The organism is Solwaraspora sp. WMMD937, assembly GCF_029581175.1.
Taxonomy (GTDB): domain Bacteria; phylum Actinomycetota; class Actinomycetes; order Mycobacteriales; family Micromonosporaceae; genus Micromonospora_E.
The window spans coordinates 3,410,761-3,436,788 of the sequence record NZ_CP120738.1 but is presented as its reverse complement, the minus strand read 5'-3'; the positions used below and the strand labels follow the sequence as shown (position 1 = coordinate 3,436,788).

The following is a 26,028-nucleotide window of genomic DNA, read 5'->3' as shown; positions in this document are numbered from 1 at the left end:
GGCGGGCCCCGACAACGACGTCGGGGCCCGCCCTCCGGCCGCTCCGGGTTTCGCTGACCCGACCGTCGCCCTCGGCTGCCCTGACCGGACGGCCCCGTCCGGGCAGCCGAGGATTCAGCGATCCGCTCCGGTCCGGGGCGATGGTTGCCAGAGTTGGGGTGTGCACGACGACAGCCCGCACCCGCATCCGACCGCTGGCGGCCTCCGCCTGGTGCGCCGGAATCCGCTGGTCACCGGCGACGTCAGCTGGATGGAACTGTTCGTCGACCTGTTTTTCGTGTTCGCTTTCCTGAAGATCACCACCCTGATGGCGGCCGATCTGACCGCAGTCGGCATGCTCCACGGGGTCTTGGTGATCCTGCTTCTGTGGCACTGCTGGACCCCGGTCGTCTGGCTCGGCAACGTGGTCCACCTGGACCGGGGCGGCATGCCGCTGATGATGGCCGGCATCGCCACCATCCTGCTGGTGATCGGCGTCTCCGTGCCCGAGACGTTCGTCGACACGCCAGGCAGACTGCCGGGGCCGGTCATCGTGGTGGTCGGCTACCTGGCGATCCGGGTCGGCGTACTCACAGTCCTCACCCGGTCCCGCTGGTCGGAAGGTCCGGCCGGCCGCCGGCCGGCCGCGATCGCCTGGTTGACGCTCGCCGCGTCGGCCTCGGTCCTGCTGGCCGCCGCACTGCTGCCGCCGCACCTGCCGGCCCGGTTCGACGCCGAACTGGTACGGCTGGTGCTGTTCGCCTTGGCGCTGGCCATCGACTTCGTGGTGCTGACCGCGGTCGGCCGGGGCAGCTGGCAGATCGTCTCTCCATGGCACCTGGCCGAGCGGCACGCGCTGATCGTCCTGATCGCACTGGGCGAGACGATCATCTCGATCGGCACCGGCGGCGGACTCGGCACCGGCGCTTCGGTCACCTGGCCGTTGCTCGCCGCCGCCACGCTCGGCCTTTGCGTCGTCTCCGCACTGTGGTGGACCTACTTCGATCTGGCCAAGATCCTCGCCGAACACGCCCTGTCGCGCCGCTCCGGCGTCGACCAGACCCGGATGGCCCGGGACGTGTACAGCGGCCTGCACCTGCCGATGATCGGTGGGCTGATCTTCTTCGCTCTCGGACTCAAACACGCGATCGCCACCATCGCCGGCGGCCCCGGACATCGCTGGACCCCCACCAGCTCCGAGCACCACTGGGACACCGTCGACGTGGTCATCCTGTTCGGCGGGGTACTGCTCTATCTGCTGGCGCTGGTCGCCTTCGAATGGCTGTCCGGACGCCTGCTCGGTCGCAGCCCGATCCTCGGCATCGCTCTGCTGCTGGGTCTGCTCCCGGTGGCCACCCGGGTCCCGGCGTTGGGCGCGTTGGCGCTACTGGCCGTCTGCGTCGTGGCGATGGTGATCGCCGACCGGACCGTATTCCACCGCCGGCATACCCAACTGCACCGGCTGGCCGAATCCGAGACGTCCCGGCTGCACGGGGTCACCCCCCGGGAACTCTTTCTCGATCTGGTCTTCGTCTTCGCGTTCATCCAGGTCACCACCCTGATGACCCGCAACGCCTCGGCCCTGGGCATCGTCCGGGGGCTGACCCTGCTGGCGCTACTGTGGTGGGCTTGGACCTCCTTTTCCTGGCTCACCAACGCGGTCCGCACCGACACGGTCCTGGTCCGGATCACCACGATCGGTATCGCCGCCTCGATCCTGGTGATCGGCATCGCCACCCCCCAGGCCTTCGAGCCGGCCCCGGGAAGTCTGCCCGGTTCGCTGATCATCGTCGCCAGTTATCTCGCCACCCAGCTCATGCAGACCGTGCTGATCCTGCAGGCATCGCGTACCGAGCCGGTGCTGGGGGCGCTCGCGCGGCAGAACGCCGTACCGTCGACGGCCACGCTGCTGCTGCTCGCCGGGTTCGCGGTGGTCGAGCTGGCGTCACCCGACCGGCTGGCCGCGAACCCGGCCGTCACGCTGCTCTGGGTCGCGGCGCTCACCATTCAACTCGCCGGCAGCTACCCGACCGGGGTGAAATCCTGGCGGCCCCGGTCCACCCGGCACTGGGTGGACCGGTACGCGCTGATCATGCTCATCGCGTTCGGCGAGGCAATCATCTCGGTCGGTCTGGCCGTCGCGGACCAGCCGGTCTCCGTCAGTGTCATGGTCATCGTCGTCACGGCGGCAGTCGCCGTCGGGGCCCTCTGGTGGCCGTACTTCACCACGATCGACTCGGCCCGCCTCGCCTTGGAGGCGCAGACCGGCGTCGACCGGGCCAGACTCGCCCGCGACTCGTTCACCTACCTGCACCTGCCGATGGTCGCCTGCATCGTCCTGATCGCGTACGGTCTGCACCAAGCTGCGGTGCCGCACGACGATACCGGTATCCGGTTCGGCCACTACGCCTTCTACTGGGGAGTGGGGTTCTACCTGCTCGCCAACCAGGTGTACTGGTGGCGGACCTGGCACGCACTCAGCTGGTACCGGATCGCCAGCGGTGGTGCGGTCATCGTGCTGGCGTTTCCGACCGCCGCGCTGCCCGCCGTGATCACGCTGCCGGCGCTCACCGTGTTCGGGCTGATCTCCGCAGCTGTCGAGTTCCTGCGGGTCGGCGATCTGCGGACTCAACCACCTCAGCCGACCCGCTGACGCTCGACGGATCGGCCGGCGGGCTGCCAGCGGTGGACCGGCCGAGTCTTACTGGCCGACCGCCCCGTCGATGCATTCCCGCAACAGGTCGGCGTGGCCGTTGTGTCGGGCGTACTCCTCGATCATGTGGGTCAACACCCAGCGCAGCGAAATCGGGCCGCGCCGGTCGGAGCCGGTGACGTCCAGTCCGGCGGCGTCTGCGACGAAGCGTTCGGCGTACTGAACCTCCTCCCGCCACGCCTTCCACGCCTGGGTGACGGCAGCCGGGTCGGCGACGGAACCGTCGAAGTCGTCATTGGGTGCGGTCTGGGAGTAGAAACGTGGCGGGGCGTCCTCGCCGGCCATCACCTGCCGGAACCAGTACCGTTCCACGTCGGCGAGGTGCCGCACCAGCCCGAGCAGCGACAGCGCCGACGGCTGCACCGACCGGCGGGCCAACTGCTGCGGGTCGAGTCCGCCGCACTTGAGCTCCAGGGTCCGACGGTGCCAGTCGAGAAACCCGGCAAGGGTGGCCCGCTCGTCGCCGAGCCGGGGCGGGATGGCACGCGGATCGGCGTCCGGGTCGGTAAACATGTCGATCGTCATGTCGGCCATCATCGACGGGTCGCTCCGGCACGGCCAGCAGATTTCGGCTTGACCCTGGAGCGCACTCCGAGGTTCACCGTCGTCGTCATGACCACGGGCACCAGAGTCGAGATTCTCGACCGCACCAGCTGCACTGCCGGGGCGGGCGACGCCTCCGGGAGTGGGTCCGGGACCGACACATTCGAGACGGCTGTTGAGCGGCCCGGCCTGCGGGTCGCCGCCCTCGCCGCCGCCGTCGGCGTGTCGCCGGACACCGTCCGCTACTACGAACGAGCCGGGCTGCTGCACCCAGCGGAGCGGACCCCCACCGGTTACCGGGTGTACGGCACCGCGGCGGTCGATCGGCTCCGGTTCATCCGGGGCTGTCAGCGGCTCGGGCTCCGGCTGCGGGAGATCGCCGATCTGCTCGCCGTCCGCGACACCGGTGTTTGCCCGTGTGAGCCGGCGGAGCAGCTACTACGCCGCCGGATCGCCGAGGTCGACGTGGAGCTGGCCCGGCTGACCGCGCTACGGGCGGAGATGGCCGAGATGGCCGAGAAGCTGCCGACGGCGGCCTGCCCGCCGCCGGAACCGGGGCGATGGTGCCCACCGGATGGGGACAGGAGGTGATCACGATGCTGGAGCTGACCACGCGCTGCGACTGCGGGCCGGACTGCTGCGGGCCGGACTGCTGCTGACCGGTCGGCCCTCAGGGCCTGGGTGGGTACCGGGCCGGTGGGTGCCGCCGGGTGTGTCGGCGGCACCCACCGGGAGCCGGGAGGAGGTTACGAGGTGGTGCCGGTCACCGACGACCCGTTACGTACGACGGTGTAGGTGATCGTCGTGCCGCTCCAGAAGTGGAAGGTGAGCGTCACCGGGGAGGCGTCGTTGACCTCAGCAAAGAAGTCTGACGTCAGGGTGATGGTGTTCGCGGAGTAGTTCGGTCGGAAGGTGACGTCGAACTCCTTGTACGACGTCCAGTTGTGCGGGCCGGCGTTGGTTCCGTCCGCGTACCGCGCCTCCATGGTGGCCAACTGGTCACCGCGGAAGGTCGTCGGGATGTTGAACGACGAGGTGGTACCGCTCGCATTGGCCAGTACCGGCGGATCCGACGAGATGATGTTGATTCGCCACGGTACGCCGGACGAGAAGCGGGCGTGCAGGGTGGCGTTCACCCCGTACGCCCGGTTGCCGACCAGGCGGGTGACGGTGGACGCGGGCAGCGACAATTGATTGCCGCTGACCGTGTAGTCGGTCCCCCGGACAAGGTCGGTGCTACCCTGCCGCAGTCCCTGGAAGGTCAGCCCGTTGAGGTTCAGCGCGAGGGTCTTGGCGGTGACGCTGCCGGTACGCGGCACGAAGATCATGTCGCTGGCGGCGGTGCCGGAGCGGGTGGTCCAGGCCGACTTGATCTGGGCGATCAGCTCCGGGTCGCTCCACTGGAAGCTGGTCCGGCCGAGGTGCTGGCCGTTGTCCCACAGTTGGGTGGCGATGCCGCGGGTCCGGGTGTGGTAGCCGAAGAACTCGAAAAACTTCAGTTTCTCACCCTGCTGGATGGTGCCGGTGTGCCGGTCGAAGCCGAGCAGGCCGAACTCGCCGATGACGACCGGGATGCCCCGGGAGACGAAGGTGTTCTGCACCCGGTTGAGCGAGTCGATGACGTCCTGCTGGGCGGTGGCGTCGAAACGGTAGCCGCCGGCGACGTTGACGCTGAACGGCCAGTAGCCGTAGTAGTGCACCGTGGCGATCAGATTGGGGTCGTTCAGCGCGGTGAAGGTGCTGGCGAGCTCGTCGAGCCGGGCCTGGTCGGACGAGGTGTGCAGGGTCGGCAGGATGAGCAGCCGGGTGGCGTTGTTGCCGCCGGAGTTGCGGACGATCTGGTGGAACCTGCGGTTCAGCTCGTCGAGCAACTGGGCGTTCTGGGCATCGCCGGAGCTGTTGCTGAACTGCGGCTCGTTGACGCTCTCGAAGTGCAACTTTGGCGACGAGTCGCGGAAGGTGTTCGCCAGCTGGGTCCACAGCGCCGAGTAGCGATCCAGGACGCCGGTGCGGTTGCTGGGCATCGTGTTGATCCACTGCCACGAGTCGTGGTGCAGGTTGATCATCACGTACAGGTCCTCGGCGAGGGCCCAGTCGACGATCTGCTTCACCCGGGCGAGCCGGGTGGGGTCGATCGTGTAGTTGGGCGCGCCGCCGTGGTGGTGCGTCCAGGTCGTCGGGATCCGGATGCTGTTGAAGCCCTGCGACTTGATGGTGCGGATCAGGTCCCGGGTGACCAGCGGGTTGCCCCATGAGGTCTCACCGCTGCCGCCGACGTTGTCGCCGGTCGCGTCGAGGGTGTTGCCCAGGTTCCAGCCGGGCTGCATGGCGTCGACGACGTCCTGCGGGTTGCCCGGCGGACGCGGGGTCGCGGTCGGTGTCGGGGACGGCGGCGCGGTGGTCGGCGGCACCGTCGGCGACGGCGTGCCGGTCGGCGGCGGCGTGGTGGGACCCACGCTGCCGGTGCAGGTGACACCGTTGAGCGCGAACGACGTCGGGGCGGTGTTGCTACCCGACCATGAGCCGTTGAAACCGAACGAGACGGTCGCGTTGGTGCCGAGGTTGGCGTTGTAGCTGACGTTGGTCGCGGTGACCTGGCTTCCCGAGCTGGTGATGGTGGCGTTCCAGGCCTGGGTGACCTGCTGTCCCGACGGGAAGGCCCAGGTCAGCTGCCAGCCGTTGAGCGGATCGCCCAGGTTGGTGACGCTGACGTTGGCGGTGAAGCCGCCAGGCCACTGGGCGGGCGCCGAGTAGACCACCCGGCAGCCGGCGGCCGCGTGCGCGCTGGCCGCGACGGCGACGCTACCGCCGACCAGTGCGGCGGTCACACCGCCGGCGACCAGGCCGGCGCGCCACCGTCTGCCGCGAGCCGTCGTTGTCTGTTGAGTCATGTCGCTCCTCGCCGTGGGGTGCCTGCGGGTCAGGCACGGAGGGACGGGCACCGGCGGTCGCAACGAGCAGCCAGCACCAGCGAAGTGGCCGCAGACTAAGTCGGGAGCCTAAACTTTGTCAATCGGCAAATGCCGATGTAGACAGCGGGCGGAGGCGTGCCCCGGTCGACCCACCGCTGCCCGCGAACGCACCCTGACCGGCACAAAGACGATCCCGTTGGCGGACCGACGTCCGCCAACGGGATCAGAAACGACAGCCGGCCCCGGGCCGGCGCGCGTCACGCCTCAGTGCACCGTGACCTTCGGCCCGGGAAGAAGCTCACGCATCTCCGCCGGCAACTCGGCGCCCATCTCGTCGGCGATCCGCAGCGCCTCCTCCACCAGGGTCTCCACGATCTGCGACTCCGGCACCGTCTTGATCACTTCGCCCTTGACGAAGATCTGGCCCTTGCCGTTGCCGGACGCCACCCCGAGATCGGCCTCCCGGGCCTCGCCCGGCCCGTTCACCACGCAGCCCATCACCGCCACCCGCAGCGGCGCCGGAAACCCGTCCAGCGCAGCGGTCACCTGGTCGGCCAAGGTGTACACGTCCACCTGCGCCCGCCCGCAGGACGGGCAGGAAACGATTTCCAGGCCCCGCTCACGCAACCCGAGCGACTCCAGGATCGCCGTACCGACCTTGATCTCCTCCACCGGCGGCGCGGACAGGGACACCCGGATGGTGTCGCCGATCCCTTCGGCCAGCAGCGCCCCGAACGCCACCGCCGACTTGACCGTGCCCTGGAACGCCGGGCCGGCCTCGGTCACCCCGAGGTGCAGCGGATAGTCGCACTGCTCGGCCAGCAGCCGGTACGCCCGGATCATCACCACCGGGTCGTTGTGCTTGACCGAGATCTTGATGTCCCGGAAGTCGTGCTCCTCGAACAGCGAGCACTCCCACAACGCCGACTCCACCAACGCCTCGGCGGTCGCCCTGCCGTGCTTGGCCAGCAACCGCTTGTCCAGCGAACCGGCGTTGACACCGATCCGGATCGGGGTCCGGGCCGCCGACGCCGCCTTGGCGATCTCCGCCACCTTGTCGTCGAACTGCCGAATGTTGCCCGGGTTGACCCGTACCGCCGCGCAGCCGGCGTCGATCGCCGCGAAGACGTACTTCGGCTGGAAGTGGATGTCGGCGATCACCGGGATCTGGGACTTGCGGGCAATCGTCGGCAACGCGTCCGCGTCGTCCTGCGACGGCACGGCGACCCGCACGATCTGGCAGCCGGACGCGGTCAGCTCGGCGATCTGCTGCAGGGTGGCGTTGATATCCGAGGTCACCGTGGTGGTCATCGACTGTACGGAGACCGGCGCACCCCCACCCACCGGCACCGGACCGACCATGATCTGCCGGCTGGCCCGGCGCGGCGCCAACGGTGGCGGCGGTACCGCGGGCATGCCCAGACTGACTGCGGTCACTTTAAACTCACCTCGAGAACAGCGTGATCGGGTTGACCACGTCCGCGGTGATGGTCAGCAGCGTGAACGCGCCACCGATCAGCAGAACCGCGTACGTGAGTGGCATCAGTTTGAAATAGTCGACCCGGCCCGGATCGGGCCGGCCGAGCACCGCGTACAGCCAGGCCCTGGCCTTTTCAAACCAGGCGATCGCGATGTGCCCGCCGTCCAGCGGCAGCAGCGGCAGCAGATTGAACACCCCGACGAAGAAATTCAGCGAGATGAACAGCAGCACGAACAACTCCCAGGCGTCGTTGGCCACCGCCTCCCCGCCGAGCCGGCTGGCACCGACCACGCTGATCGGGGTGTCGATGTCGCGCTCCGCGCCAGTGATCGACGCCCACAGCGCCGGGATCTTCTCCGGGATCCGCATCATCGCCTCGACGGTGCCGACCGCCATCTGGCGCAGGTAGTCGCCGGTCGCGCCAAATGCCTCGATCGGCCCGTACGTCACCATGCCCGGCTTCTCGATCCGCAGCCCGACGCCGAGCGCGGCGACCGTGCTCAGCGGGCCTTCGTCGGTGCCCAGCTCGGGGCGCTGCACTGCGGCGAGTTCCGCCTCGACCGTGCCGGTCGTCCCGTCCCGCTCGTACCGGACGGTCGCCGGCCCCGGATCGGCACCCCGGATCGCCTCCAGCATGTCACCCCAGGTGTCGACCGGGGTGCCGCTCACCGCGAGGATCCGGTCGCCGTCGCGCAGGCCCGCCTGCGCGGCCGGGCTGGCCGGGTCGCCGGCCTCGCAGGCACGGGCCACGTACTCGACGACCACACAGTCGGTGACCGCGACCACCGCCGGCTCCTGACGGGCCTGCTCCTCGGTGGCGGGGAAATCCGGGTTCGGCAGGCCCATGAAGACCGCAGCCAGCCAGAGCGCGACGATCGCCAGCCCGAAATGGGTCACCGACCCGGCGGACATCACGACGGTCCGCTTCCACACCGGGTAGCGCCACATCACCCGGGACTCGTCGGCGGGTGCCACGTCGTCGTCCTGCGGGGTCATGCCGACGATCTTGCAGAAGCCACCCAGCGGGATGGCCTTGAGGCCATACTCGGTCTCGCCGCGCCGGAACGACCAGATGGTGGGGCCGAAACCGACGAAGTACCGGGTCACCTTCATCCCGAACTTCTTCGCGGTCACCATGTGACCGGCCTCGTGCAGGCTGACCGAGATGAGAATCGCGAGGGCGAAGAGAACCACCCCGAGCAGGTACGCCATCAAGCTCCCTCCGCCGATGCACCGATCAGTTCATGCGCCCGGGTTCGCGCCCAGGATTCCGCAGTGAGCACATCGTCGACCGTACCCGGTTCGCCGAAGTCCGGTGCCGACTGCAGCACCCGCTCCACCGTGTCGACGATGCCGAGGAACGGTAGCCTGCCGGCGACGAACGCCGCCACGCACTCCTCGTTCGCCGCGTTGTAGACCGCCGGCCGGCAACGGCCGTCCGAGCCGGCCTGCTTGGCCAGCGCCACAGCCGGGAACGCCGTCTCGTCGAGCGGGGCGAACTCCCAGCTGTGCGCCCGGGTCCAGTCGACCGGGGCGGCCGCCGCAGGCACCCGGGCCGGCCAGCCCAGGGCCAGCGCGATCGGCAGGCGCATGTCCGGCGGACTGGCCTGGGCCACCGTCGAACCATCCACGAACTCCACCATCGAGTGGATCACCGACTGTGGGTGGACCACCACCTCGATGCGGGGGTACGGGATGCCGAACAGTTCGTGCGCCTCGATGATCTCCAGGCCCTTGTTCACCAACGTCGCCGAGTTGATCGTGATGACCGGGCCCATGTCCCAGGTCGGGTGGGCCATCGCCTGCTCCGGGGTGACCTCGGTCAGCTCGGCACGCGGCCGCCCCCGGAACGGACCGCCGCTCGCCGTCACCACCAGTTTGCGAACCTCGTCGGCGGTGCCCGAGCGCAGGCACTGGGCGAGCGCTGAATGCTCGGAGTCCACCGGCACGATCTGGTCCGGGCGCTGAATCGCGGCCCGCACGATCGGACCGCCGGCGATCAGCGACTCCTTGTTGGCCAGCGCCAGAGTCCGGCCGGCCCGCAGCGCCGCCAACGTCGGGGCCAGCCCTCGGGAGCCGTCCACCCCGTTGAGCACCACGTCGCACGGCCACTCGGCGAGTTCGGCCATCGCCGACGGGCCGGCCAGGATCTTCGGGATCCGGAACCCACCGGTCGGGTAGCCGCGCCGGGACGCCTCGGCGTAGAAGGCGAGCTGCAGGTCCTGCGCCGCCGAGGCCCGGGCCACCGCCACCACCTCGACCTGCAACTGCAGTGCCTGTACGGCGAGCAACTCGACGTTGCCGCCGCCGGCGCCGAGCCCGACGATGCGGAACCGGTCAGGGTTGCGGGTCACGATGTCGACCGCCTGGGTGCCGATCGAGCCGGTGGAGCCGAGCAGGACGATATCCCGTGGGGAGGAAGTCACCGACCCATTGTCCCGCAGCGCCGCAGCCGACCGGCCGCCGGGCGCGCCGCCGAGTCACCGGGACATCGCGTCACCGTGCGCCGTCGTCGGCCTCGTCGAGCAGATCGGCCGGATCGATGGTGAACTCGAACGGCTCCTTCATCACGAACGTGGTCCCGGCCGCGGCCGCCGCCACCGGCCGGTACTCCCCGTCGCTCAGCTCGTGCAACGCCAGCGCCGGCACCCGGTTCCGGAGATCCACCCGGAGGAACCAGGCAACGCCGGCTGCGGCGTACTGCCGGGGCCGGTCGATCACGTCCTTGCGCCGGTTGCCGCGCGACACGATCTCGCCCAGCAGTACGGCGTCCGCCACGTCAACGGTCGTCCTGCCGCCACCAGACGTCCGCAGCACGACCAGGTCGGGTATGAACAGGTCAGCCCCGGAAACCACGTTGATCTCCGGATAGGCCCATAAGCCGGCTCTGCGCGCAGCCCGATGCAGCAGGTAGGAAAGCTCCCGCTCGACCGACTGGTGGTCAACTCCGGCATGTGGTGTCACGATCACGCTCCCGCTGAGGACCTCGACCTTGGGACCATTGGTCTCTGGCAACAGGTCAAGGGCGAGCTGCGCGGTCCACGGCTCGTCGAAATCGCCGAGTACGTCGAACGACGGCTCACGCGGCGGCTCCGGATCGGGCACGAATGCCGGCTGTGCCAACGTGCTCACCCCTTTCCGCGGGACATGATGCACCGACCAGACTAGCCGCGCCGCCCCGCCACGGCGGCGCACCGGGCCATGTCGGCTAGCCGACCGTCAAGCCGGACCGTACGGGCCACCCCACGCCGGGCCACCGCCGTACGGGAGTGGTGACCGCCCCGGTGGGGAAAGCTAGGGGACATGGTCTCCCGAGGGCGCCGGCTGGTCCGGGCAGCGTTCCGGCCGCTGCGCGGGCAGGACCTGTCGTTGCACGCCGCCTCGATCACCTTCTTCGGCGCGATCGCGGTCGTCCCGGTGGTGCTGCTGGCGATCTGGCTGACCGGGCTGTTCGCCGGTGCGGGCCGGATCCGCCGGCTCACCGACCCGGCGATCGACACCCTGCCCGGACAGCTCGGCGCCGACCGGGCCGCCGCCGCCCTGATCGACGCCGGCCTGCACCTCACCCCGGTGCTGGCGCTGGCCGCGCTGCTGCCCGCATCGCTGTACGGCGAAGGGCTGCGCCGGGCGTTCGTGTCGGTGGCGCCACCACCGGAGCCAGCCGAGTCGATGGTCGGCTGGCGGGGCCGGGTGCTACTGCTGCCGCTGCTCGGCGCGGCACCGGCGCTGATGCTGCTGGTGCTGCTGGCCCTACCGTCGGCCGCCGGGCTGTTCGCCCGGGGCGGCTGGGCCGGCGCGCTCGGGGTCGTGGTGTCGTTCCTGGCCGTCTGGCTGGGGCTGAGCCCGGTGCTGGTATGGGTGTTCCGGGTGGTCGGGCCGGGCAAGCCGGACTGGCTGGCCACGGTCGCGGTCGGCTCGTTCACCGCCGCCAACCTGTCCGGTTTCCTGCACGGGTTCATCCTGTTCTGCTCGCTGCCGCTGGACCTCGGGGTGCCGTTCGGCGGGCTCGACCAGGTCGGCGCGGCGGTCGCGGTGCTGCTCTGGCTCTACCTGCTGCACGTGATCGTGCTGGCCGGCTACTCCGCCACGCTGGCGTTCAGCCGGTGGCGCCGTCGGCACCGGGGCCGGAGCCGACCGACGCCAACTGCGGCTGCGCCGGGGTCTCGTGCAGCCCGAACCGGCGGTACAGCCGACCCAACGGACCCGGCGCCCACCAGTTCCACCGACCCAGCAGCCGCATCGTCGCCGGCACCAGCAGCACCCGCACCAGGGTCGCGTCGACGACGATCGCGACGATCATCCCGACCCCGATCAGCTTGATGAACGAGATGCCGCCGGCGGCGAAACCGGCCACCACCACGATCAGCAGCAGCGCGGCGGCGGTGATGATCCGCCCGGTGTGCTGCAGCCCGGCGGCGACCGACGCGGTGTTGTCGCCGGTGCGGTCCCACTCCTCCCGCACCCGTGACAGCAGGAACACCTCGTAGTCGGTGGCCAGACCGAACAGCACCGCCAACATCAGGATCGGGTTGGTCGGATCGATGAACCCGGTCGGGGTGAAGCCGAGCCAGTCGGCGAAGTGCCCGTCCTGGAACACCCAGACCACCACGCCGAACGAGGCACCGATCGACACCAGGTTCATCAGTACCGCCTTGACCGGCAGCACCACCGAGCCGAACGCCAGGAACAGCAGCACCATGGTGGCGGTGGCCATCAGCAGTGCCATCCACGGCAGGTAGCTGCCGAGGCTGTCCAGCATGTCGATGTCGGCGGCGGTGCGGCCGCCGACGAGGACCTCGGCCCCGGCCGGGGGCGGCAGGTCGCGGATGGCCCGCACCAGTGCTTCGGCCTCGTCGCCGGTCGGCTCGCCGACGTAGCTGACCCGGATCAACGCCGAGGCGTCGCGTACCGCCGCGATCTGGGCACCGGTGGCGCCCGGCAGCCCGGCGATGTCCTCGGCGAAGGCTTGCGCCAGGTCGGGGCCGGCGCCGGAGACCAGAACTTCGACCGGGCCGATGCTGGCGCCGTCGGGGAACTCCTCGGCGATCGTCTCGGCCACCACCCGCGACTGCGCACCGGCCGGCAACACCCGCTCGTCGAAGCCGCCGAACTCGGCCCGCAGGAACGGGGTGGCCAGCAGCAGCAGCCCGACCACCACCACGGTGACGTAGCGCACCGGACGCCGCATCACGCTGCGGGCGATCCGGGCCCAGGCGCCGGCCCGGGCGGCCTCCCCCGGCGGTGGCGGCACCGACCGGCGCCGCCACGGCAACGGTACGGTGAGCGCGTTGATCCGCGGGCCGAGCACCGCCAACAGGGCGGGCAGCGCGGTCACCGAGGCGAGCATGGCGACCAGCACCGCTGCCATCCCGCCGAAGCCGATCCCGGTCAGGAACGGCTGCGGAAAGATCAGCAGGCTGATCAGCGAGGTGCCGATGATCAGACCGGAGACCGCGACGGTACGCCCGGCGGTGGCGACCGTGCGCACCAGCGCTTCCGGGGTCGGGTGGCCGGCGGCCAACTCCTCCCGGAACCGGCTGACCACGAACAGCGCGTAGTCGATCGCCATGCCCAGCCCGATCAGGGTGATCACGTTGATCGCGAACACCGAGACCTCGGTGACCAGGGTCAGCGCCCGGACCGCGACGAACGCACCGAGGATGGCGAGCACGCCGACCAGCAGCGGCATCGACGCCGCGACCAGCCCACCGAAGATCAGCACCAGCAGCACCAGCAGGATCGGCAGGGCGATCAGCTCGGCCCGGGTGATGTCCCGGATGGTCTGCTCGTTGGCCTGGTCGAGGAACGGCACGGCACCGCCGGCCCGGGTGACCAGCCCCGGTGCGTCCAGCAGCGGCCGGATCTGCTCGAAGGCGGCGGTCTTGGCGTCCTCGTCGTCGCCGGCTAGCTGGACCAGGGCGTAGGTGGCCCGCCGGTCGGTGGCGACCAGCGCCGGTGACTCGGTGTCGTAGTAGCTGGTGACACTGGTCACCTCCGGCCGGGTGGCCAGCGACTCCAGGGTCTGGGTGACCGGCTCGCGGAACGCCGGGTCGTCGACGGTGGCCGCGTCGCTGCGGTACAGCACCAGCACGTCGACGTCCTGGTTGCCCAGCTCGGCGTTGATCCGCTCTCGGGCCTGCGTCGACTCGGCCGCCGGGTCGGCGAAACCGCCACCGGAGACCGCCCCGAACAGGCCGGTCCCCCAGGTCACTCCGACGACGACCAGCAACGCGGCTGCGGCCAGCACCACCCATCGCAACCGGACCACGGTCCGTCCCCACCATGCGAACACGTCTCGACTATCGCAGGCCCATCTTGGACGCCGCACGGCGACTAGGGTCGGGACATGGGTACGTCACACTCTCTGCCGGCCCGGGCCGACGTGGTCGTCATCGGGTCCGGGCACAACGGTCTGGTCGCGGCGGTCCTGCTGGCCCGGGCCGGGCTGAACGTGCTGGTGCTGGAGGCGGCCGAGGTGATCGGCGGCGCCACCCGCACCGAGCAGCCGTTCACCCGGGTGCCAGGGCTGCGCCACTCGACCGGCTCGTACCTGCTCGGGCTGATGCCGCCGGAACTGCTGGCCACCCTCGACGTGACCATCCCGGTGCTGCGCCGCGATCCGCACTACTTCCTGCCCACTCCAGGCGGGCCGGGGTCACCGTACCTGTTGTTCGGCACCGACCGGGCCGCGACCCGGGCGCAGATGGCGGCGACATTCTCCGCCGCCGACGTGGCCGCCGACGACGCCATGCAGGCCGAACTGGCGGCGCTACGTGACGACCTGGCGCCGGCCTGGCTGGCCGAGCCGCTGCCGGTCGAGCAGACCGCGCAGCGCTACGTCCGCCCGGCGCTGCGGCAGGTCTTCGTCGACCTGGTCCGCGGCTCGGTCGCCGACTACCTGGCCCGCTTCGAGTTCCGCTCCGAGCTGCTGGTCGCCATGTACGCCGTCACCGACGGGCTGAGCGGGCTGACCGCCGGGCCGGACGACCCGGGCACCGGCCACAACTTCCTGGCCCACAACATGTGCCGGCTGCCCGGCTCGGACGGCACCTGGATGATCGCCGCCGGCGGGATGGGCACCGTGTCGCGGACCTTCGCCGACGCCGCCCGGGCCGCCGGGGCACGGATCGTCACCAACGCACCGGTCACCGGGATCACCGTGGACGCCGGCAACGCCAGCGGCGTCGTCGTCGCCGACGGGCGGTCGGTCGCCGCCGAGGTGGTGCTCGGCGCCTGCGACCCGTACCGGCTGCTGGAGCTGACTCCCGACGGCGCACTGCCGGCCGAGTTGACCGACCGGATGGCCGCCACCCGCCGGCCGGGCAGCACGTTGAAGGTCAACCTGGCGCTGACCGGGCTGCCCCGGTTCAGCTGCCTGCCGGACGCCGCACCCAGCCCGTTCGGGGCCACGATCCATCTGCTGCCCGGGTCGGCGTCGCTGCTGCCCGGCGGCGGCGAGTCGCCGATGACCGCGCTGCGGGCGATGTGGGCCGATGTGCGGGCCGGCCGGCTGCCGGTCGAGCCGACCATCGAGTGGTACCTGCACACCACCGTCGACCCGTCGCTGCGCGACGCCGCCGGGCACCACTCGTCGGCGCTGTTCGTCCAGTCGGTGCCGTGGCAGCCGGCGGGTTCGTCGTGGGCGACCGAGCTGCCCGGGTACGTCGAACAACTGCTGGCCGTCTGCGACCGGTACGCGCCGGGCACCAGCGCGCTGGTCGCCGACGCGGTGCCGCTCGCCCCACCCGGCATCGAGGCGCACTTCGGCATCACCGGCGGGCACATCCACCACGTGGACAACACCGCGTCGTTCACTGACCGGATGCCGTACGCCACCGGGCTGCCCGGCCTGTACGCGGGCAGCGCCGGCTGTCACCCGGCGGGCAGTGTGATCGGCGCCGCCGGGCACAACGCCGCCCGGCGGATCCTCACCGACCTGGGGCGTGGCGGACGTTAGGCGCGGCGGTCCCCAGGCCGCCGGCGCCAGACAGATGCTAGGCCTGCGCCGCCGGCTCGCCAACCGGGGCCTGGGACTCCGCCGGTGCCGGGGTGCCCGCCCGGCGGGCCCGGATCTCGTGCCCGACGCTGGTCAGGCACCGCCCGCTGGTCAGGTCGAACCGCCAGCCGTGCAGCTGGCAGGTGAGCTGGTCGCCGTCGATGATGCCGAACCGGGTCAGGTCGGCCTTCAGGTGCGGGCAGCGGCGCTGCACGATCCAGTCACCGATCTTGACGTCCTCGGCGTCCGGACGTTGCTCGGCGTACCAGCCCTCGGCGTACTGCAGCCGCTCCGTGGACAGGCACTTGAAGAAGGCGTAGACGAACTCGTTGTACTGGCCGATCCGCGCGGCGGAGAACCGGCAGGACAGGAAGAGCGAGTTGACCCAGTCGACCTCGCCGGTGTGCAGCAGGTGCTCCACCAGTGCCCGGTCGGTGCGGAACCGGTAGCGGACCTTCTCGTCGGCGTACGGCCGCACCTGCTTACCCGGGAAGTCCACCACGATCGACTCGACCGACTCGCCGTCGTAGTCGACCAGATCGAACCGGACCGGGCCGCCGACCCCTTTGGCCAGGTAGACCGACTCCTCCAGCAACGGCTCGATACGACGTTTCATCTCGCCCAGCACGTCGATCTCCGGGTGCCGCCAGGAGGCCTTCTCGGCCTCGATGACCGGACGCTTGCGCTCCCGCATCTCGACCAGGTGGGCCCGCTTGTTGGCAAAGAACTCGTCGACCGGCTGCGGGTGGGTGGTGCGGCAGTCGTCGGCGGTGACCTCGGCGACCGAACCGGGCAGCAGCACCACTCCATTGGTGCCGCCGACCTTGGCGTACTCGGACAGGAAGACCTGCTGGTCGGGGAAGATGTTGCCCTCGTCGCCGTGGATGTCGTTGAACTGCCACAGCGCGTCGTCGAGGAAGCAGGGCGGCCCGGCGATCGGGAAGACGTACGACGCCTTCAGATCGTCGATGTACCGCCAGGTGCGATCGAACTGGCGCTCCCGCTTCTGCTTGCCGAACGCGGTCTTGGCGTTGGTGGGCAGCTCGTAGACCATCGGGTACCAGATGGCGCCGGAGAACTGCAGCAGGTGGGCGTGCACGTGGCCGAGCGCGGCGAAGACCGACAGATCGGTGGGACGAGCGTCGTTCTGGTTGAGCAGTCGGATGCCATCGTGTTCGACCCACAACGACGAGTCACCGATCGGGCCGTCGGTCGGGCTGGTCAACGCCTGGATCATGACGTTGAGGCCGCCATCCAGCTCGACCACCTCGTTGGTCTTCGTCCGCAGGAAGCTGGTGAAGCCGAGCTCACGCAGCTCGTCCTCCAGCTCCGAGGTGGGGTACTCGGGCAGCAGCACGGTCGCCTTTTTCGACACGAAGCGCTTGAGGTGCGCCGCGTCGAAATGGTCCCGGTGCAGGTGGGAGACGTACAGATAGTCGACCTGTCCGAGGGATTCCCAGTCCAGCTGGGAGTTGTCCGGAAAGGGAAACCATGAGGCGAAGTAGGCCGGGTTGACCCACGGGTCGCACAGGATGCTGCCCGCAGCCGTGTCGATCCGCATACTGGCGTGCCCGGTTCCCGTCAGTCGCACCGTACAGACCCCCTCGGTCACAAGCGATGTGTACGCCGGAAACGCTACCGGAGGCGGCGGTCGCCCCGACTGGCGACGTCTGGATCCGCTGGCTCCGGCTCTGCCTGCCCGAGTGGCCCGGCACCGGCACGGATCCCCCGGCGGGGTCCCGATGCCGCGCCCGCCGGCACCATGCCAGACTGGGCGGGATCCATGCGAGTGACCGGGCTCCGTTCATCGGGACGGGCCGGTTCGAGAAGGAGGACCAGCCGTGGCCGGAACCGAGCCGGTGACCTCACCCGACCAGCACAAGCCGGGCCATCGCAAGTTGGGACGGATCGGTGCTGTCGTTTCGGCGTTGGTGTTGCTCTCCATGCTGATTGGCAACCATGAGGGCCGCGTCGAGGACATCTGGCTGGTCGGCCTGGCCGTTGGACTGTTGGCCATCGTTGTCGGCGACGCCGTGCTACGACGCAACGGCTTGCGTTCCTGACCGGACCCGGGCCGCATCGCTGGCGCTGATCCGGCCAGCGCAACCGCAGCCGGCGGTCACCGGCCGCGCTGCAGGATGTCCTGTACCTCCTTCAGTGCGGCGTCGACCTCGGCCTCGAAGTAGCCGCCGGTGACCAGCCCGAACTGCACCGTGTCGAGTTCCGCCGTGTCCACCGGCATCGGTCCCCGGCCGGCCATCGCGGTAAGGAGCTCCTCGAACAGCCGGTCCACCTGCGCCGGGTCGTAGCCGCTACCGAACCTGCGGACCTGGAAGGTCCGCCGGATCTGGTCCACCCGCTGCAGGCTGCCACCACCGGACGGTCCCGCCGGTCCGCCCGGCAGGTGGCCGGGGCTGCCCGGCCCACCCGGGTAGCCGGCGACGCCGGGCTGACCCGGCATCGCCGGGTGGCCGCCCGTCATGCCCTGGTGGCCACCGCCGGGAGGGCCGCCCATGCCGGGGTGGCCACCGCCGGGAGGGCCGGCCATGCCGGCATGGCCGGGGTGTCCGCCTGGCGGCGGACCGGACGGGCCAGATCGCCGATCCGGGAAGTAGATTTCGGCCGTCATGTCGGCCTTGCCGTGCCGGCCCTGTTCGAAGCCGTCGAACCGACCGTCCGGGCCAGGGCCGAAGCCGCGGTGCGGCCCGCCCGGTGCCGGGACCGGCGGGCCGCCTGCCGGAGCGCCCGGCGGGTAGCTGCCCCGGGGGTCCTCGTAGCGGCCGTAACTTCCGGTCGGCTGGTCGGCATAGTGGCCGTACGGATCGGGGGCCGGACCCGGCTGACCGGACATCGGCCCCAGCTGACCGGGCGGCCGCGGCGGCAGCGCGGCGGCGGCCGACGGCACGGGACGATCGTCACGCATCGGACGATCGTCACGCCCGGCCGGGGTCAGCCGGTCGGGGCGGCCGGCAAGGGTGTCCGCGCCACGACCGGCTGGACCACGACCGGCTGGGCCACGCTCCTCCAACTCGGTCAGCTGTCGTTCCACCCGGTCCAGGTGCAGGTCGACCTGCCATTCGTCGTAGCCGTTGAACCGGACTCTGAATACGACATCGTGCACTTCCTGTGCGGAAACCGGTGATCCCACCGGCTCGCCGGCGAGTGTGGCCTCGACACGGTCGAGGAAGGCATCCACTTCGTCGACCTTGTAGCCCCGACGAAGCGCCCGGCGCCGAAAGCGCTGTCCCTGACTCGCCACTACGTCTCCTGATTCACTCGCTGATCACACCGGTAGCTCATGAGGCCGTCTCAGCGGCCGCAAGCTGCCCGCATGCTCCGTCGATCTCCCGGCCCCGGGTGTCGCGGACGGTCACCGCGACACCGGCTGTACGCAACCGACGAACGAATTCCCGCTCGATCGGCTTGGGACTGGCGTCCCAACGACTGCCCGGAGTCGGATTGAGCGGAATAAGATTCACATGGGCCATGCGACCAGCCAGCAATCGACCCAGCAGATCGGCTCGCCATGGCTGGTCGTTCACATCCCGGATCATCGCGTACTCGATGGACACCCGCCGACCCGTACGGTCCGCGTACTCCCACGCGGCGTCCAGGACTTCGGCGACCTTCCACCGTTGGTTGACTGGCACGAGTTCGTCGCGCAGATCATCATCGGGCGCATGCAACGACAGCGCAAGAGTCACCGATAGGTCTTCCCCGGCGAGACGGCGCATCGCCGGCACCAGTCCGACCGTCGAGACGGTCACATGCCGCTGCGACAGGCCCAGCCCTTCCGGTGGTGGCGCGCAGAGCCGGCGGACGGCGGCGATCACCCGGCCGTAGTTGGCCAACGGTTCGCCCATCCCCATGAAGACGACGTGCGACAGCCGGGGCGGTGACCCCGTGACGCCACCCGCTGCGGCCACTTCCGCGAGGTGGACGACCTGGTCGATGATCTCCGCGGTGGACAGGTTTCGGGTCAGCCCGGCCTGACCGGTGGCACAGAACGGACAGGCCATCCCGCACCCGGCCTGGCTGGACACGCAGACGGTCACCCGGTCCGGGTAGCCCATCAACACGCTCTCCACCAGGGCTCCGTCGTGCAACCGCCAGAGCGCCTTGCGGGTGGCACCGCTGTCACACGCGTCCTCGCGCACCGGAGTGAGCAGGGTCGGCAACAGCCGCTCGGCGACTCCGGCCCGGACGGCGGCCGGTAGATCCGTCATCGCCTGCGGGTCCCGGGTCAGCCGGCCGAAGTAGTGCGTCGAGACCTGCTTCGCCCGGTACGCGGGCTGGCCGAGCCCGGTCAGCAGCGTCTGCCGCTGGCCGAGATCGAGATCGGCCAGGTGCTGGGGTGGCAGGGCGGGGCGACCGTCGGAGGCGACGGTCACCGGACGGCTCGGGGTCAGCGGCAGGCTTCTCATGGCAGGACCAGTCTCCCACGATCCCGCCGAGGCCGGCTCGCCACGGTGGGCGGATCGACCGGCCATCCCTTCTGAACGACCGATCAGCCGGCCAACGCGATCAACGACAGCACGAGGTAGGAGACCGGCAACGCGAACAGGATCGAGTCGAGCCGGTCCATCAGCCCGCCGTGTCCGGGTAGCAGGTTGCTCATGTCCTTGACCCCGAGATCCCGCTTGAGCATGGACTCGCCGAGGTCCCCCAGCACAGCCGCGACCGACACCGCCACGCCGAACAGTGCTCCCCACAGCGGCATGACGTCGAGCAACAGAAACAGCAGCACCGCGCTGCCGATCCCGGCGGCGGCCACCGACCCGGCGAAGCCTTCCCAGGACTTCTTCGGGCTGATCGTCGGTGCCATCCGGTGCCTGCCGTAGAAGACGCCAGCGGCATAGCCACCGGTATCGGAGAGGATCACCGCAGCCAGGGTGACCAGAATCTGCAGGTCGCCGTCCGGCCGACTGGCCAGCAACGCGGCGAAACCGCCCAGAAACGGGACGTAGACCGCGATCAGCGTGGCCGTGGCCGCGTCCCGCTGATACCCGGACGGTCCGTCGCCCAGCCGCCAGATCAGCATCGCCAGGACCGTCACCAGCAGCCCGAGCGCCAGCGCATCCGGGCCGACCCGCCAGGCCAGCACGGACATCAGCGCGCCACCGGCGAGCAACGGGGTCGTCGGCGGGCGGGCGCCGCTGCTGCGCACCGCTCGGATCATCTCCCAGGTGCCCAGGCCGACAGCGGCCAGCAGGACGATCAGGAAGGCTGGCCGCCACAGAAACAACGAACCGAGCACCACGACGACCAGCCCGAGGCCGACGCCGATGGCGGCCGGCAGATTTCGACCGGCTGACGGCCGACGGTCGGCAGCCGGCGATGCGTTCCCGGCCGCGCCGGGCGGATCCTGACCGGCCCGACGAGAGCCGGTCGGCTCCGGCAGCGGCTGATCCGGGTCGGAGCGCTCGGTCGCCGGCCGGGCCGGACCGGCCCGGCCGGATCGACGGCGTCTCGCGCCGGCCCGCCGACGCGCTGCCGATCTGTCGGGCCCGGCCTGCGGGTCCGGGTCCGTAGACGGCTCTGCCGGCTCACCGTCCCGGTACCCGGTCGACCAGTGACCGTTGCCGGTCGACGCGCCGGCCTGGGGCAGACCGCCGTTGCCGAGGTGGGAACCGGCGTACGGGAATTCCCCGGTACCGGTGTACGGCCCGGTGGGGACGGGACCGCCATGGGCTGCACCCCCGTACGCGGCGCCACCGTAATCGGCGGTGCCATAACCGGCGGCGGGCACTCCGTTCGGGCCGCCGTACGGCTGGGACCGCTCAGCCAGCGGATGGCCGTTACGGGTCTCCGGAGCTGACGGTTTGGGCGCGGCGCCGGGGTGCCGCGCCCTTGTTCGAGCGTCCGGTTGATCGCCGCCAGCGGTCTCGGGGTATGACATCAGACCTCGAGCAGCTCGGTTTCCTTGTGTTTGACCAGATCGTCGACGCTGGACACGTACCGGTGAGTGAGATCGTCCAGTTCCTTCTCCGCCCGGCGTCCCTCGTCCTCGCCGGCCTCGCCGTCCTTGACGATGCGGTCGAGTTCTTCCTTGGCCTTACGACGGACGTTGCGGATGGCGACCTTGGCGTCCTCGCCCTTGCCGCGCGCCACCTTGATCATCTCTCGCCGACGGTCCTCGGTCATCTGCGGCAGCAGGATCCGGAGCTGGGTCCCCTCGTTGTTGGGGTTGACTCCGAGATCCGAGTCGCGGATCGCCTTCTCCATCGCGGCGAGCTGCGACATGTCGTACGGCTTGACAATGGCCATCCGCGGCTCGGGCACCCCGACGGATGCCATCTGGGTGATCGGCGTCGGGGTACCGTAGTAGTCGAGCACGATGCGGGAGAACATCGCCGGAGTGGCCCGACCGGTCCTGATCGCGCCCAGCTCCTCCTTGGCGTGCTCGACGGCGCGCTCCATCTTCTCCTCTGCTTCGAGCAGAGTCTCCTCGATCACCTGTTCCGTCGCCTCCTTCTGATGGTCCGGTGTCCCTGCTGGCACCTGCCGGTACGGATCCGCCGCGCGGTCCGGGCGGTCAGGTCGTGATCAAGGTACCGATGCGCTCGCCGGCGACTGCGCGCACGATCGTGTCGTCGCCCTGCGCGCCGAAGACCAACATCGGCAGGTCGTTGTCCATGCAGAGGCTGAACGCGGCGGCGTCGGCGACCCGCAGCCCGCGCCGTAGCGCCTCGGCGAAGGTCACCGTGTCGAGCTTGCTGGCGGTCGGGTCGGTCCGTGGATCGGCGGTGTACACCCCGTCCACGCCGTTCTTGCTCATCAGCACCACGTCTGCGTGGATCTCCAGGGCACGCTGCGCCGAGACGGTGTCGGTGGAGAAGTACGGCATACCGGCACCCGCGCCGAAGATCACCACACGGCCCTTTTCCAGGTGCCGGATCGCGCGCAGCGGGATGTACGGTTCCGCGACCTGGGCCATCGTGATGGCGCTCTGCACCCGGGTCTCGACGCCTTCCTTCTCGAGGAAGTCCTGCAGGGCCAGGCAGTTCATCACGGTGCCCAGCATGCCCATGTAGTCGGCTCGGGCCCGGTCCATGCCGCGCTTCTGCAGCTCGGCGCCGCGGAAGAAGTTGCCGCCGCCGACCACCACCGAAACCTGGACCCCGAGCCGGGAGACAGTGGCGATCTGCCGGGCTATGTCCTGCACCACATCTGGATCGACGCCGATCGCTCCGCCGCCGAATACCTCACCGGACAGTTTCAGCACCACCCGCCGGGACCGCCCGGGTGGGGGCGCGGTCGGGTCGTCCGCCGCCAGCGTGTGTCCACTCATTACCTGCGTCATCCGACCCGCCCTTCGCTAGCTGCCCTCAGCGCCGCCGTACTCACCCTCGTGCCCACACTACGGAACGAGGAGGCCGTGGTGCCTGTCACGTACACCAACGGCCTCCTCTGTCGATCGATCGTCTCGATCCTCACCGGGGACCTGTCTGCGTCGGCCGCCGACCGGCCGACGCGCCGGACACCGGCCCGGACCGAATCAGGCCTGGCCGACCTCGAACCGGACGAACCCGGTCACGTCGATACCGGCCTCGGCCAGCACCTTCTTGACCGTCTTCTTGTTGTCCGCCACCGACGCCTGCTCCAGCAGGACGAAGTCCTTGAAGAAGGCGTTCACCCGGCCCTCGATGATCTTGGGCATGGCCGCCTCCGGCTTGCCCTCCTCGCGAGCCGTCTGCTCGGCGATCCGGCGCTCCGACTCGACCGTCTCCGCCGGCACCTCCTCACGGGTGAGAAAGCGTGGCCGCATCGCGGCGATCTGCATCGCCACACCGCGGGCGTCTGCGTCGGCCGCCTCGTCCTCCTTGCCGGAGTACGCCACCAGGACACCCACCTGCGGCGGCAGGTCCTGCGCCTTGCGGTGCAGATAGACCGTGACGGTGCCGTCGAGCCGGGCGAACCGGTTGAGCACCAGCTTCTCGCCGATCTTGGCGGACTGTTCCTGGACCGCGTCGGCGACCGGCCGGCCGTCCGGCAGGGTGGAGCTGAGCAGCGCCTCCGCGTCAGTGGCCTTGATTTGCTCGCCGTGCTCGACCAGCAACTGCGCGAAGTCGATGAAGTCGGTGTTCTTCGCGACGAAGTCGGTCTCGCAGTTGAGCTCCAGCAGCGCCGACCCGGCGTGGGCCACCAGGCCGTTCGCGGCGGTGCGGCCGGCCCGCTTGCCGACGTCCTTGGCACCCTTGATCCGCAGGATCTCGACGGCCTTGTCGAAGTCGCCCTCGGCCTCCTGCAGCGCCTTCTTGCAGTCCATCATGCCGGCGCCGGTGAGGTCGCGGAGCTTCTTGACATCCGCGGCGGTGAAGTTGGACATGACTCTCTCTTCAGTCTCGTCGGACGGCTTGGGTGGTCGTCATTCCGCAGCGGCGGCAGCGGGCTCGTTCTCCTTGCTGGCCGAGGGCTCGTTCTCCTTGTTGGCCGGCCCCTCGAGCAGCTCGCGCTCCCACTCGGGCAGCGGCTCGTCGGTGGCCACGGCGCCCGGCTCCGGCTTCTCCTCGGCACCACGCGACTTACCGGAACGGGCGATCAGACCATCCGCCACGGCGGTGGCCACGACCCGGGTGAGCAGCTCGGCGGAGCGGATCGCGTCGTCGTTGCCCGGGATCGGGAAATCGACCTCGTCCGGGTCGCAGTTGGTGTCGAGCACCGCGATCACCGGAATGCCCAGCTTGCGGGCCTCGTCGACGGCGATGTGCTCCTTTTTCGTGTCGACGACCCAGATCGCCGCCGGCACCTTCTGCATGTCCCGCAGGCCGCCGAGCGTACGGCTGAGCTTGTCCTTCTCCCTGGACAGCTGCAGGGTCTCCTTCTTGGTGTAGCCCTGCGCGGTGCCGGTCAGGTCCAGCGCCTCCAGCTCCTTCATCCGCTGCAGTCGCTTGTACACCGTCTGGAAGTTGGTCAGCATGCCGCCGAGCCAGCGGTGGTTGACGTACGGCTGACCGACCCGGGTCGCCTGCTCGGCGATGGCCTCCTGCGCCTGCTTCTTGGTTCCGACGAACAGGATGTTGCCGCCGTCGGCCACCGTGTCACGGACAAAGGTGTACGCCTTCTCGATGTAGTCGAGGGTCTGGCGCAGGTCAATGATGTAAATGCCGTTACGCTCGGTGAAGATGAACCGCTTCATCTTCGGATTCCAGCGCCGGGTCTGGTGCCCGAAGTGCACACCGCTCTCCAGCAGCTGACGCATGGTCACCACGGCCATGGTGTCTTCTCCCTGTACGTCCCTGGTTGTCACGCCGGCCGGCGGCCGGGCGTCCTGGCGCCCGGTCGGCGGTCATGGTGGGCCTGAGTGATCAGGACCAGGGGACCGACGCCCCCACGGCTGTCGCCGGGGAGAAAGGCGCGCGAGGTCGACCGCGCGAGGCGGTCGCCGGTTGTCAAGTGTACGCCCTGCGCCGGGTCGCGACCCGGCCAGCCCGCATGGTTCAGCCCGCGAGTCCGGCCACCACGAACAGCAGCAGGCCGACCAGCAGATGCGCGGTCGGCGGACGCAGCCACGCCTCGACCGGGGAACCCACCTTGGTCGCCCCGGTAGCCAGCGCGTAGAGACCGATACCGAACGCGGGCAGTCCGATCATCAGCGCCGTACCGGCGACTACCGCGCCGACCTCGGCCGGATCGGCCAGCGCTCCGTCCAGCAACAGCCGCAACGCCGGCACCTCGAAGATCATCACCAGGACGGCGAACAGGATCCCCAGCGCAGGACGTCGACTGCGGTACACCCCGTCGCTGACTACGCTGCCCACCGGTGCCCGCCGGCCGCCGTACTCCCCCGTCGGCGGTGGATCACCGGCCGGACGGGGGGTGACCGGCGGCATGAGCCCGGTGGGAATGTCGACCGAACTGGCCGACTCGTCCGGCCGCGCCTGGTCGGACCGCCAACCGGGGTCGGACCGCCTTGCGGGGTCGGACCGCCTTGCGGGGTCGGACCGCCTTGCGGGGTCGGACCGCCGGCCGGCATCGACCGCCGGACCCGGCTCCGGCCGGGGCTCCGGGGTCGCAAAGGGTGGACCGCTCGCCGGCCCGGGAGGCGCCGACGACGGCGGAGCGAACGGCGGTGCCGACGAGGGCGGAGCGAACGGCGGTGCCGACGACGGTTCCGGCGCCGCGCGCCGCCGGCCACCTTCTGTCGTATCCGCCCGGGCGGCCCGCAGTTCACCGGTACCGTCGCCACTGGCGTACCGGCTGGTGCCGCCGAACGGGTCGGCACCGAACCGGTCGCTGCTCGACTCGGTGGATTGCCAGGACGAATCGACGTAGGTGCGCTCGGAGTACCACCGGGGATCGGGGTCGTCCGGATAGTTTCGGTTCGGGTCCACGGACAGGGACCGTATGTCACCGCAACCGCCGCCGCCACTCGGGTCCGCTCCACGGACGTCTCGGGCGATCT

General features: G+C 70.2%; 20 protein-coding genes and 1 pseudogene. 5 read left to right on the top strand and 16 right to left on the bottom strand.

Features of this window, described 5'->3' with window-relative positions; all coding sequences use genetic code 11:
- Positions 1–160 precede the first annotated feature (160 nt).
- A complete protein-coding gene (locus O7621_RS14990; RefSeq protein ID WP_282229842.1) occupies positions 161–2,632 on the top strand; it encodes a low temperature requirement protein A in 2,472 nt (823 codons plus the stop codon).
- A gap of 48 nt (positions 2,633–2,680) precedes the next feature.
- Here the strand turns inward: O7621_RS14990 and O7621_RS14985 are convergent, their stop codons facing one another.
- The gene (locus O7621_RS14985) at positions 2,681–3,217 is read right to left on the bottom strand and encodes a DinB family protein (RefSeq protein ID WP_282229841.1); all 537 of its coding nucleotides are present in this window, start codon (positions 3,215–3,217) and stop codon (positions 2,681–2,683) included.
- Between the two features lie 87 nt (positions 3,218–3,304).
- Here O7621_RS14985 and O7621_RS14980 point away from each other — a divergent pair, with 87 nt between their 5' ends.
- Positions 3,305–3,826 (top strand): MerR family transcriptional regulator, encoded by a 522-nt coding sequence (locus tag O7621_RS14980; protein WP_282229840.1) that lies wholly within the window; start codon positions 3,305–3,307, stop codon positions 3,824–3,826.
- Positions 3,827–3,981: 155 nt separating this feature from the next.
- On the opposite strand, the gene O7621_RS14975 is transcribed toward O7621_RS14980, so the two are convergent.
- The 5 genes from O7621_RS14975 to O7621_RS14955 form a co-directional block, all read right to left on the bottom strand.
- Positions 3,982–6,126, bottom strand: a complete 2,145-nt coding sequence (locus tag O7621_RS14975; RefSeq protein WP_282229839.1) for a cellulase family glycosylhydrolase — start codon at positions 6,124–6,126, stop codon at positions 3,982–3,984.
- Between the two features lie 285 nt (positions 6,127–6,411).
- Positions 6,412–7,584 (bottom strand): flavodoxin-dependent (E)-4-hydroxy-3-methylbut-2-enyl-diphosphate synthase, encoded by a 1,173-nt coding sequence (gene ispG / locus O7621_RS14970; protein ID WP_282229838.1) that lies wholly within the window; start codon positions 7,582–7,584, stop codon positions 6,412–6,414.
- 7 nt (positions 7,585–7,591) lie between these two features.
- Positions 7,592–8,839, bottom strand: coding sequence for a site-2 protease family protein (locus O7621_RS14965; protein ID WP_282229837.1), 1,248 nt, complete (start codon positions 8,837–8,839; stop codon positions 7,592–7,594).
- Positions 8,839–10,032 (bottom strand): 1-deoxy-D-xylulose-5-phosphate reductoisomerase, encoded by a 1,194-nt coding sequence (gene dxr, locus O7621_RS14960; RefSeq protein WP_282234603.1) that lies wholly within the window; start codon positions 10,030–10,032, stop codon positions 8,839–8,841. The genes O7621_RS14965 and dxr overlap by 1 nt, the downstream gene beginning before the upstream one ends.
- A 91-nt stretch (positions 10,033–10,123) precedes the next feature.
- Entirely contained in the window at positions 10,124–10,759 is a 636-nt protein-coding gene (locus O7621_RS14955; protein ID WP_282229836.1) for a Uma2 family endonuclease, read from the bottom strand.
- Positions 10,760–10,930: 171 nt separating this feature from the next.
- Here O7621_RS14955 and O7621_RS14950 point away from each other — a divergent pair.
- Positions 10,931–11,737, top strand: a pseudogene (locus tag O7621_RS14950) (YhjD/YihY/BrkB family envelope integrity protein); the annotation flags it as partial.
- On the opposite strand, the gene O7621_RS14945 reads toward O7621_RS14950, so the two are convergent.
- Entirely contained in the window at positions 11,724–13,919 is a 2,196-nt protein-coding gene (locus O7621_RS14945; RefSeq protein ID WP_282229835.1) for an MMPL family transporter, read from the bottom strand. The pseudogene O7621_RS14950 and the gene O7621_RS14945 overlap by 14 nt on opposite strands.
- Before the next feature lie 54 nt (positions 13,920–13,973).
- Between O7621_RS14945 and O7621_RS14940 the strand changes: the two genes are divergently transcribed.
- A complete protein-coding gene (locus O7621_RS14940; RefSeq protein ID WP_282229834.1) occupies positions 13,974–15,584 on the top strand; it encodes an NAD(P)/FAD-dependent oxidoreductase in 1,611 nt (536 codons plus the stop codon).
- 37 nt (positions 15,585–15,621) lie between these two features.
- Here O7621_RS14940 and O7621_RS14935 read toward each other — a convergent pair whose 3' ends face one another.
- Positions 15,622–17,214 carry a Rieske 2Fe-2S domain-containing protein gene (locus O7621_RS14935; protein ID WP_282229833.1) on the bottom strand — a complete coding sequence of 531 codons (1,593 nt, stop codon included), beginning with the start codon at positions 17,212–17,214 and terminating at the stop codon, positions 15,622–15,624.
- A gap of 250 nt (positions 17,215–17,464) precedes the next feature.
- On the opposite strand from O7621_RS14935, the gene O7621_RS14930 reads away from it, so the two are divergent.
- A complete protein-coding gene (locus O7621_RS14930) occupies positions 17,465–17,686 on the top strand; it encodes a DUF2631 domain-containing protein (protein ID WP_282229832.1) in 222 nt (73 codons plus the stop codon).
- Between the two features lie 56 nt (positions 17,687–17,742).
- Here O7621_RS14930 and O7621_RS14925 read toward each other — a convergent pair whose 3' ends face one another.
- The 8 genes from O7621_RS14925 to O7621_RS14890 form a co-directional block, all read right to left on the bottom strand.
- On the bottom strand, positions 17,743–18,882 hold the full coding sequence (locus O7621_RS14925; protein ID WP_282229831.1) for a DivIVA domain-containing protein: 1,140 nt from the start codon (positions 18,880–18,882) through the stop codon (positions 17,743–17,745).
- A gap of 37 nt (positions 18,883–18,919) precedes the next feature.
- A complete protein-coding gene (gene rlmN, locus O7621_RS14920; protein ID WP_282229830.1) occupies positions 18,920–20,047 on the bottom strand; it encodes a 23S rRNA (adenine(2503)-C(2))-methyltransferase RlmN in 1,128 nt (375 codons plus the stop codon).
- 83 nt (positions 20,048–20,130) lie between these two features.
- Complete coding sequence (locus tag O7621_RS14915; RefSeq protein WP_282229829.1) at positions 20,131–21,522, bottom strand: phosphatidate cytidylyltransferase; 1,392 nt, start codon at positions 21,520–21,522, stop codon at positions 20,131–20,133.
- A complete protein-coding gene (frr, locus tag O7621_RS14910; RefSeq protein WP_123604413.1) occupies positions 21,522–22,079 on the bottom strand; it encodes a ribosome recycling factor in 558 nt (185 codons plus the stop codon). Before frr ends, O7621_RS14915 begins: the two co-directional genes overlap by 1 nt.
- Before the next feature lie 79 nt (positions 22,080–22,158).
- Positions 22,159–22,914, bottom strand: coding sequence for a UMP kinase (gene pyrH / locus O7621_RS14905; RefSeq protein ID WP_123600510.1), 756 nt, complete (start codon positions 22,912–22,914; stop codon positions 22,159–22,161).
- Between the two features lie 207 nt (positions 22,915–23,121).
- A complete protein-coding gene (gene tsf, locus O7621_RS14900; RefSeq protein WP_282229828.1) occupies positions 23,122–23,952 on the bottom strand; it encodes a translation elongation factor Ts in 831 nt (276 codons plus the stop codon).
- Between the two features lie 39 nt (positions 23,953–23,991).
- Positions 23,992–24,840, bottom strand: coding sequence for a 30S ribosomal protein S2 (gene rpsB, locus O7621_RS14895; protein ID WP_281553893.1), 849 nt, complete (start codon positions 24,838–24,840; stop codon positions 23,992–23,994).
- A 223-nt stretch (positions 24,841–25,063) separates the two neighbouring features.
- Positions 25,064–25,957: a hypothetical protein gene (locus O7621_RS14890; RefSeq protein ID WP_282229827.1), complete on the bottom strand. Its 894-nt coding sequence runs from the start codon at positions 25,955–25,957 to the stop codon at positions 25,064–25,066.
- Between the last annotated feature and the right edge of the window lie 71 nt (positions 25,958–26,028).